The 9,210-nt window shown below is 60.6% G+C and carries 4 protein-coding genes and 5 pseudogenes; 1 reads left to right on the top strand and 8 read right to left on the bottom strand.

What is annotated here, in order from left to right:
• Nucleotides 1-112 precede the first annotated feature (112 nt).
• From EN786_RS35700 to EN786_RS35660, 8 genes and pseudogenes are all read right to left on the bottom strand, one after another.
• A pseudogene (locus EN786_RS35700) lies at nucleotides 113-1,066 on the bottom strand (IS5 family transposase); the annotation flags it as partial.
• A 418-nt stretch (nucleotides 1,067-1,484) separates the two neighbouring features.
• Nucleotides 1,485-2,676 (bottom strand): annotated as a pseudogene (locus tag EN786_RS35695) (IS91 family transposase).
• A 12-nt stretch (nucleotides 2,677-2,688) separates the two neighbouring features.
• Entirely contained in the window at nucleotides 2,689-3,549 is an 861-nt protein-coding gene (locus EN786_RS35690) for a site-specific integrase (RefSeq protein WP_135909964.1), read from the bottom strand.
• A 445-nt stretch (nucleotides 3,550-3,994) separates the two neighbouring features.
• A pseudogene (locus EN786_RS35685) lies at nucleotides 3,995-4,191 on the bottom strand (IS701 family transposase); the annotation flags it as partial.
• A gap of 25 nt (nucleotides 4,192-4,216) precedes the next feature.
• Nucleotides 4,217-4,411, bottom strand: a complete 195-nt coding sequence (locus EN786_RS35680) for a hypothetical protein (RefSeq protein WP_135909962.1) — start codon at nucleotides 4,409-4,411, stop codon at nucleotides 4,217-4,219.
• 2,553 nt (nucleotides 4,412-6,964) lie between these two features.
• On the bottom strand, nucleotides 6,965-7,228 hold the full coding sequence (locus EN786_RS35665) for a hypothetical protein (RefSeq protein WP_135909956.1): 264 nt from the start codon (nucleotides 7,226-7,228) through the stop codon (nucleotides 6,965-6,967).
• 9 nt (nucleotides 7,229-7,237) lie between these two features.
• Nucleotides 7,238-7,378 carry a hypothetical protein gene (locus EN786_RS38075; RefSeq protein WP_189524369.1) on the bottom strand — a complete coding sequence of 47 codons (141 nt, stop codon included), beginning with the start codon at nucleotides 7,376-7,378 and terminating at the stop codon, nucleotides 7,238-7,240.
• A gap of 502 nt (nucleotides 7,379-7,880) precedes the next feature.
• Nucleotides 7,881-8,576 (bottom strand): annotated as a pseudogene (locus tag EN786_RS35660) (recombinase family protein); the annotation flags it as partial.
• Between the two features lie 123 nt (nucleotides 8,577-8,699).
• On the opposite strand from EN786_RS35660, the pseudogene EN786_RS35655 reads away from it, so the two are divergent.
• A pseudogene (locus EN786_RS35655) lies at nucleotides 8,700-8,934 on the top strand (transposase domain-containing protein); the annotation flags it as partial.
• Nucleotides 8,935-9,210 lie beyond the last annotated feature (276 nt).

The following is a 9,210-nucleotide window of genomic DNA, read 5'->3' as shown; positions in this document are numbered from 1 at the left end:
GGTCCGGATATCGGACCGGTAATTAGAAACGGGCTCAGACCATGGATACCGTGAACAGGGATAATCCCATGCCGCCTTGAAAATACCCCTTGACCCGAAAAGCCTCATGTGAGGGATTGCCGGGCAGTGCTTTTGCATGCAGGGCGAACTGGCCACCCTTGGAGCGCTTCAGCGTGGTGGCCACCGACACCTTCACCCCGAACTCGTAGGGCATATGCGCCTTGCCCTTGCCGATGCATTCTACCTCGTGTGCGTGCAGGCTGTAGATCTTGCGGCCGCGCTGGCGCTGGCGTTGCTCAAGAACGGTGGCCGCCTGGTAGAGCGGCCATTTGAAGAGCGCTTCCAGCCCCGCATCGCCGGCGATCTGGCGAGAGATGTCGCGGATGGTCCGGCCGAGATAGGTCTTGAGCCTGCGCAGCGCCTTGTTCGCCCGCTTGAACTGCTTGGCGTGGGCATAGCGCTGATGGCTGATCAGCGCCAGCTTGCCGACCCGCATATAGCTCTGGCGCAAATGGAGCCCCTTCCTCTTGGCCAGCCGCACCAGCCGTTCGCGCGCCCGGTGGATGAGCTTGGCGTCGGTCGGGAACATGACGTTCTTCGGCTGCACGGTCGTGTCGACGATGACCTGGCGCGTGTCGGCCGGCTTCATCGCCCCGGTCTTGATCGCAAGGCTGAGGCTCTCCTGCAACAGCGCCACGATCCGCTCCTCGCCCATACGGCTGCGCCAACGCGTCATCGAGGAGCGGTCAAACGGCAGCGTATGGCAAAAGAACGTCTCGCCGGTGAGATACTGGAAGTAAGGGTTCTCCACCCAGCGCTCGCACAGCACCTCATCCGACAGGTTGAAGGTGTGCTTGAGGATCGCCAGCCCCGCCATCAGCCGGGTCGGCAGCGGCGGCATGCCGGGGCCGTCCGAATAGACGGCGCCGAAACGCTCCTCCAGCACCGGCCAGTCGATCGCCTGCGCCAGCCGCACCAGCTCGTGCTTCATGTTGATGATCTGATCGAGCCTGGAGCGGAACAGATCCTGCTCTCCCGTCTCGCGCTTCTCGCGTGGCTTGGACATTCGCCGTCCCCTCGATTCGCCGCCGCCGAACCGAGTGAATCACGCTCCGCAGCACAAGGGAATCTGGAGGCTTCTGTGAGGTCCGCATGCTCAACGGAGCACACCCGCTAGTCTTCGGACCTCATTGCAAGCCGGATTGAACGAAGCCGCGGGACGATCTGGCGCTATGGGGATTGTAGCCTGGAGGAGCGGTCGGGATCGTCTTCGCCATGCTGATGAAGAGCGTTCACGATGCGGCCATAGCGAAGGATTGCCCGGTGGAAGGCGGAACTGTGGTGGTGCGAGCCGTCGGATAGGCTGCAGTGCCTTCTATCGCCGGGCTGTCTGCTTGCGGCTTTGTGTGGCGGGACAAGGATCGGGGTGCCGGCGCGCATGGCGACGGGTACCGTACCGGGTGATGTGGATGCACCCGGTACGGTCATGAGGTGTCGCTCCAGAAGGGGCGCGGCGGCGCCTGGCCGCACCGCCAGATGGCGAGCGTGATCATTGGCTCTCCGCAGCTTGGGCAGCGATGCGCCACCGCAAGGCGCTCGGCGGCGACAGCGGCGCTTTCGGCATCCGGTTCGAGCTCGTTCTGCTGCGAACCGGCCAGCAGCCTGTGGCACAGGTCGAGCTTGGCGGCGCGATTACCGTTGGCGAGGAAGCCGTAGTGGCGGATGCGATGGAAACCGTCGGGCAGTGTGTGCAGGAGAAAGCGACGGATGAACTCCTGCGCGTCGAGCGTCATGATCTTCGTCTTGCCGCGATGGCGATAGTCCCGCCAGCGGAACGCGACCCGATCGTCGGCCGTGCTGATCAGTCGGGAATTGGCGATGGCGACGCGATGGGTGTAGCGGCCGAGATAGGCCAGCACCTGCTTCGGCCCGCCGAAGGGCGGCTTGGCGTAGACGACCCATTGACGGCGACGGGCCTCGGCGAGCAAGCAGACAAAGGCATCAGGCTTTGCCAGGTAGGCGAGATCGCCGAAGAAGCCCAGCCGACCCTCATCATAGGCTGCTCGGAGTTCCTCCAGAAAGAGACGGCGGAACAGGCGCGACAGCACGCGCACGGGCAGGAAGAACCCCGGCCGGCAGGCGACCCAACGCCCTCCATCGAGGGAGATGCCGCCGCCCGGCACGATGCAATGGAGGTGGGGATGATAGGTGAGGTTCTGGCCCCAGCTGTGCAGCACCGCGATGAGACCGATCCCGGCGCCGAGGTGTCTGGGATCTGCGGCGATCATGCGCAGCGTCTCGGCGGCCGCCTTGAACAGGACCGCGTACATCGCCGCCTTGTTCTGGAAGGCGATTGCGGCGATCTCGGCCGGCAGCGTGAACACCACGTGGAAGTAGGGAACCGGCAGAAGCTCGTCCTGCCGCGCGGCGAGCCATTCCCGGCAGGTCTTTCCTTGGCACTTGGGGCAATGCCGGTTGCGACAGGAATTGTAGGCCACGCGGATCGCCCCGCAGGACCGGCAGCCCTCGACATGGCCGCCCAGTTCGGCGGTCCGGCACAGTTCGATGGCGCTCATCGTGCGGCGCTCGACGCGTCCGAGATGACCGTCATGAGCCCTGCCGATACGCCTCGCCATGGCGGCGGAAGATATCCGCCACCTCCAGTCTCGCCGACATGGGCGGAACCGATCAGCCCGACGGCACGACTTCGATGTTCAACCGGTCGAGCGGGCTTGTCGTGCGCCGGATGAGGCCGTTTGAGACCTTGGTGTAGCGCGCCGTCGAGGACAGATTGTTGTGACCAAGCAGCACCTGGATGATGCGGATGTCGGTGCCGTTCTCCAGCAAATGCGTTGCGAAGCTGTGCCTGAGCGTGTGGACCGTCACGCGCTTGTCGATGCCGGCGGCCGCACGCGCCGAGCGGCATGCCGAGTACAATACCTGAACGTCGATGGGTCGATTTGCATCCCGGCCCGGAAACAGCCAGCCCTGCGGCTTCGCCAGCCGCCAGTAGACCCGCAGGATGCGCAGAAGCTGCGCCGACAGCATCACCGTGCGGTCCTTGCCGCCCTTGCCGTGCTCGACCCGGATCACGCCGCGTCCGCTGTCGATGTCGCCGACCTTCAGTCCGACAGTCTCCGAAGCGCGAAGGCCCGCGGCATAGGCCGTCGTCAGGGCGGTGCGCGTCTTCAGGCTCGACACCGCCTCGAGAAAGCGGACAACCTCGTCGGTGCTCAGCACCACCGGCAGCGTGCGCGGCGCGCGGGCATAGGCGATCCGTTCCGGAATCTCGGCATGGCCGAGCGTCACGCCGTAAAAGAACCGCAGTGCGCACACCGTCTGGTTCAGCGCCGGCCATGAGACTCCGGTAGAGACCAGATGCACCTGGAAGGCGCGAACGTCCTCCAGGTCAAGCCGGTCCGGGGATCGGCCACAGTAGCGGGAGAACTTCGCTACCGCGTGCACATAGGATCGTTGCGTGGCCGGCGACAGATTGCGGATCGTCATGTCCTCGATCATGCGCCGGCGAAGCGGGCTCAACTCGGCCATCTCATTGCTCCTGTTCTCAAGGTTGCGCTTCAACAGCAGCAATCCTTCAAAACAGAAGCGTCATCCGCAAACCGGTGCACCAAATGCCGCGTTAGCGGCTTCGTTCAATCGCAAAACCGAATTGCAGGAAAACAGCGCTCATAAACCGCCAATCCTGCAATTCCAAAGCCGCTATCCGCCTCAATCAACATGCCAGATCAATGGCTTGCGCATAGTTCACGGTCGACTGGTTCTGGCCGCGCAATCGGTGCTGCTTGGCAGCGCGCGATGGCACGAGCGTGCAGATAGCGAGCGAGAGCATTTGCAGTGGCCACGCCAGCATAGGGTATGGGCCGGCGCCCGCCGGCGTCTGAGCCGCGGCCCGATGAGTGGCGTCAGACCGGTTTGAGGCGGGTGAAGCTCACGAGATTGTAAGGCACCACAGCTACGTGGGATAGCCTACGCGCTTACCTTCGAAGTGGTCGAGGCCGAGTAGTTCCCCTTCAATTGCTGATGTGCCTGCTCACAGACCCATCTCGCCTTCATCGTGGCGGCGAGCATCTTGAGGCTCGCATCGGCCGGTAAGTTCGACATGTAGTATTTTTGCTCGCCAGTCGACCGGCGTTCGCCGACGAGCCAGACCTCGTCGCCTGGCATGCATTGCATGCGATTGTCGAGCATCCGGTGCTTATGACCGTCCGCAATGCGCCGCCGGCCGCCGGCTATAACGGCGACGGGCAAGCACCGCGTCCAGCTCGGTCTCGAGCATCGTCTCGATGAAGCCGCGCACCCGCTCGCGCAGGCCAACTTCGATCGGATCAAACCAGTTGTCGAAAAAATAGCTCGTCGCCTCATCCTCAGGATGAACGGCTTCCGCATTCATGGTAGTCCTTGTCATGGCGTAGTCTCCTGTCGGCGCTCTAACGCCGGATGATTCGTGGTCGAACACCCCGGAGACTACGCCAACTCCCAATTCCAACCACTCTCGTTACGGCACCCAAACAAACATGTCAGCCGACCTTTAGTGCCGCGCCGCCAGCTTATCTTGTGCCATCTCTCACCAGACAGCATCACCTTGCAGAGAACGGTGCTGGTCCGGGATGTGATATTGGCGGCGCCTGCCGGTGGTCGCGACCGGGAAGATCAGATCAACATCGGCCGGATAGACGTTTTGGCGTCACGATAATCTACAGCCCACAGCAAACTGCGCTCACTCAAAGCCTGACGAAAAGAGTTGCTCGACCCGAGCCCGCGTCGGCAAGCACGCAGCCGAAACACACGCCGGCGGCGATCACACGATCGATGTCTTCGATGGCGATCTCCGGCTTTGTCAGAGCGACCTGTCGATCCTTTCGGGACGCGCGCCCGCATCATCCGCGCGGGATCATTCGTCCAGGTGTCGGGCAGGGAGAGTCTGATGACTCATTTTGGAATGCCGCAGGCGCATGCCCGTAAGACGGCGGTTTTGCGCCTACTCTGGATGGGACGGGGCACGCTTCGCGCCTGATCTTAGCGAATTGACCGAAGAGCGAATGATCGACGATGCCTTCTCGGCAATTGCCATTGTTACCGCATGCGTGTTGACAGACGATGCTTTTGGCATGACCGATGCATCGACAACTCGCAGTGCCCTCACTCCGCGGACCTGGAGTTTGGGATCGACAACAGCTCTTGCGTCGACCCCCATTCGACACGTGCTCGAGAAATGAAGAGCGGATGCGCCACATTCTCGTGCGTAATCTATAAGCTCCGCGTCGCTTGTCATGGCAGAGCCGGGTAGTGTCTCGCAGACGCAAAATCGAGCCAGTTCGGGCCTTTTGAACAGTTCGCGTGCTAATCTTATGCCGGCCAGGAGCACTACACTGTCCGAATGTGCCGAGAGATAGCCGAGCGATATTGCGGGAGGGACATTCGGGTCCGCGGAAACGATATTCACGCGTCCACTACTTTCAGGAAATGATTGCCACAAGCCGACTGTCATGCCCGGCGCCGATTCAAGTTTGCCTAAGCCAGCGTAACTGCCCGGAGTAAAGCTCAATTGGACGTCAGCAGCGGCAACACCATCCCGGCTTCGAGCGAAGAGGACTGCATTGCTCGCCCCTAGGGACATGAGACCTCGTCCAAGCAAGACATATGCGAATGACTCTCGCAAGAGTCGCCACCCCCGTGCTCGCTCATTGAGTGTTATGCAGCCTTGAACTCGGTGCGCGACTCTAACAAGGAAGTGATCCTTCAAGTTTTCGCCAACACCAGCCGCATGATGCACTAACGGGATGCCGTGCCTCGACAGAAGGTTGGAAGGCCCAACGCCAGACAACTGCAATATTTGCGGCGACTTGAGAGCCCCCGCGGCAAGGATGACCTCCCGCCTTGCCTTTACCTCGAATAGCTGGCCAGCTCGTAGGAATTCAACCCCTGTCGCGCGACGATCTTCAAAGAGTACGCGCGTGCACAGTGCATTTGTCATCAATTGAAAGTTTGAACGTGCTTTCGCCCGCCTCAGAAATGTCCGGGCAGTGCTTGCTCTAAAGCGACCTTGACGATTCTGTTGAAACCATCCGACACCGACATTTCGCGGGCCATTGATGTCCGCGAGTACGGGAAAGCCGAGAGACTTAGCGCTCGCGATGAAGGCCGAAGACAGGGGATGCTGGACTGCCAAGGCCACGACCGGCAGAGGACCGTCAATTCCCCGGTCTGCAGAATCTCGAACATGGTAGCGCTCTATCGATCGGAAGTGGGGCAATAGCTCATCGTAGCTCCAACCCACGCATCCCAACTGAGCCCAGTGATTATACTCCTCCGGTTGCCCGCGAACGAACAGAGTTCCGTTTATCGAACTGCTTCCGCCCAAGACCTTTCCCTGAGGTAGTTCAAGTGTCCGACCATTGAGCTCCGGAGAAGGTTCACTGCGGAATCCCCAATTGATCCTTTTGTCATTTTGAAGCTTGAGAAACCCAGCTGGCACATGAATAAATGGGTTCGCGTCAACTGGACCAGCTTCAAGCAGCAGGACTCTGAAGCGACCATCTTCAGATAAACGGTCAGCAACAACGCTACCGGCTGACCCTGCTCCGACAATGCAGTAATCGCATTCAATGCTTTCAGCTGGATGCGTATGCTGCTTTAATCGCAATCCGTTATTCCTTTGATCGGTAGCTGCTTAACTCGGCTCAGAATTACGGTGCATCAAGTCATCATATTTCCCAAAGCGAGCAACTCGGACTGGTGACCTCCCAGACGTAAACGTCGTCGGTGGCGCCCGGAGCTCCGGCTGCCGACGAGGTCGCGTGGCGGGTTTGGAAAGCAGCGGCAAGAAGTTGTACCGCCCGAGGGGAGATATTCCGATAGTCCACACCGATCGGCACCCGACTTCCGTCGCTTTTACCTCTGGTTTCAGGCGCCGGACGATGCCATTGCCGCATTGATCTAATGTTCACCAACCCACCTCCCATGGCCGGGGCTTGCCGTGGAAAACCACGGCGCGAACGCCCTCCGGGGCGCCGCCGAGACGCTGCACGTCCACCTTGTAAGAGCACAGTTGACCGGGGCAGATGTCTTGCCAAAGGCACCAATCGTTTCCGCGACAGCTCTCAAGAAACGCCTGATCCCCGCCCTCGGCGAACTGCCGCATGTGGTCCTCTGGCGCGGCTGTGAACGCCTCCCACACCGCGGCCTTGATCGATTGCGGGATCGCCATGATGCTGCTTTACAAGCTGGCGGGCTGGACAACGTCGCGCATGATCACCGGACCCTCGACCGCCGCCATGTCCGCGAGACTGCCGACAATCGAAGTATCCAGATCGAAAAACAGCCAGTCGTCGGGCAGTTCCGAGCGGAACAGCTCCATCTTCGACCACCAGAGCGGCCACCTGTACCGAAGCGGTATTACCTCGACGCCCAGCACGTTGACATCAGAGAAATTCGCCGCCCGAGCGGAGGACGCAAGCCACCGTCTTCATGCTATCACACCTTCCTTGAGCGTCACCTTTGGAAGACCTGTAACCGACGGAACCGCGGCAGCGGTGATTTCGACAAGTGTGATCATAGGACGATGTCTCCTCAGTCCGTGGCGCGTTTGCGGATGACCACGCATCTCCCATGCCAAATCAGAAAACAGCTTCAAATCAGTTCTGTAGGTCTGGCCTGCAATGTTGCGTATCCGACATTGTCGGAAATTGGACAGCGCGGCGCATGCAGCTTCTACTCGATCGCATGTATCAGTCGAGACCGCTGCCGCACGATCTGATTGCGTCGTGTCAACTGCTAGCTCAAGACTTGGGTCCGTTCTCCCGCAATCCAAACCTCCGGCACCAACCCAGGGGCGTTCAGCTTCGCCGGCAGATCCCAACAACGCCCAACTGCCTTCCACATCGGCCGCAGGTGAGCAGGCCGGCAAGCAACGCACGGCCGCCACGACCCGACTTGATGCCGCCTTTCTGTCCGAAGGCGTTGACGGCGATATGGCTCTGGTTCCGCTCAAACTCACTCCAATCGATATAGCCTTCATGATGATCCTGGAGCAGTACTTCCCATGTTCCAAAAGGCTTGCTGTGGCCGTAGCTTTTGCGAGCCCGGCCATCGACAATCTCCGTTCGCTTCTCGCTTTTACCATAGACATAGACCCCGGCGTAGAACGGGTTCTTCAGGATCGAAATAACGCTTCGATAGCGAACCGGCACCCAGTCGAAGGACACCGTTTTGCGCCCGTCAGAAGGGCGGGGAAAATGGAAATTATCGGCCGTCAGCGAAATCAGCACCTGACGGGCGCTGCCAAGCTCGCGGAAGCGCGAAAAGATGAGGCGGACCCCCTCCTGTACCCGGAGATCAGGATCAAACCCCAGACCATAATCGCGGTGCCAAATATAGCCGATCGGAACACTGAGGCGCAGTTCCCCCCGCCGCGCTTTGGCGCGAGCCGCGTCAAGCATGCGCGTTCGCAAAATGCCGAGCTCAAACTCGCTGATGCTGCCCTTCATGCCCAACAACAATCGATCGTTCGGCCGACAGAGATCGTACACCCCGTCGAGATGGATCACGCGCGCTTCACCGGATGATCGCGCCATTGGCCCGGTCCTCGCGACCTTCATGCCGAAAGCGGCCGCCATAATATGGATGCCAGCGATAAAGAAACTCTATCATCTGCCCGACATGGGCAGAATGACCCTGCGATGGCTCTGGGAAGGCGCAACTTGACCTTTGCCGGTTCCCAGCGCGGCGCCGACCGCGCCGCCGTCAACCCTCATCACCACGGCACGCCTCAACGACGTCGACCCGAAAGCCTGGCTTGCCGACGCCCTGGCCCGCATTGCCGATCTTCCCGCCTCGCGTCTGCACGAACTACTTCCCTGGGAATGGAAGCGCCTGCGCGAAGCCGACAAGCCCGCCGATCAGCAGGGCGCCTGACCTTCAAGCAACGCCATCATAGAGCCCGCCGCGCCAACGCGCGTGTGCCAATTGCGGCCTTGGTCGTATGCGTACACAGGACCGGAGAATGCAGAAGTTTCTGGACGTTTTGCGGACTGTTAGGGCGGATGCACTTGACATCGCATTCGCGTTTATATAGGGCAATCGTAGCATTTGGAATGCCGTTCCATTAAGAGGAGATACTTGGGATGGAGGATGCATGCATCATGAGTGTTCAGGGCCTGGCGGCACGGCAACGGGAAGGCCACTCGCTCG

Origin of the sequence: Mesorhizobium sp. M4B.F.Ca.ET.143.01.1.1, from assembly GCF_004792275.1 — a bacterium.
In the GTDB taxonomy this organism is placed as follows: domain Bacteria; phylum Pseudomonadota; class Alphaproteobacteria; order Rhizobiales; family Rhizobiaceae; genus Mesorhizobium; species Mesorhizobium abyssinicae.
This window is presented reverse-complemented; position numbering and strand designations above follow the sequence as displayed.

Excerpts from the sequence above, each read along its gene's own strand:
- EN786_RS35690 (WP_135909964.1), bottom strand. The coding sequence starts at position 3,549 with ATGGCCGAGTTGAGCCCGCTTCGCCGGCGCATGATCGAGGACATGACG.
- EN786_RS35680 (WP_135909962.1), bottom strand. The coding sequence starts at position 4,411 with ATGAATGCGGAAGCCGTTCATCCTGAGGATGAGGCGACGAGCTATTTT.
- EN786_RS35665 (WP_135909956.1), bottom strand. The coding sequence starts at position 7,228 with ATGGCGATCCCGCAATCGATCAAGGCCGCGGTGTGGGAGGCGTTCACA.
- EN786_RS38075 (WP_189524369.1), bottom strand. The coding sequence starts at position 7,378 with ATGGAGCTGTTCCGCTCGGAACTGCCCGACGACTGGCTGTTTTTCGAT.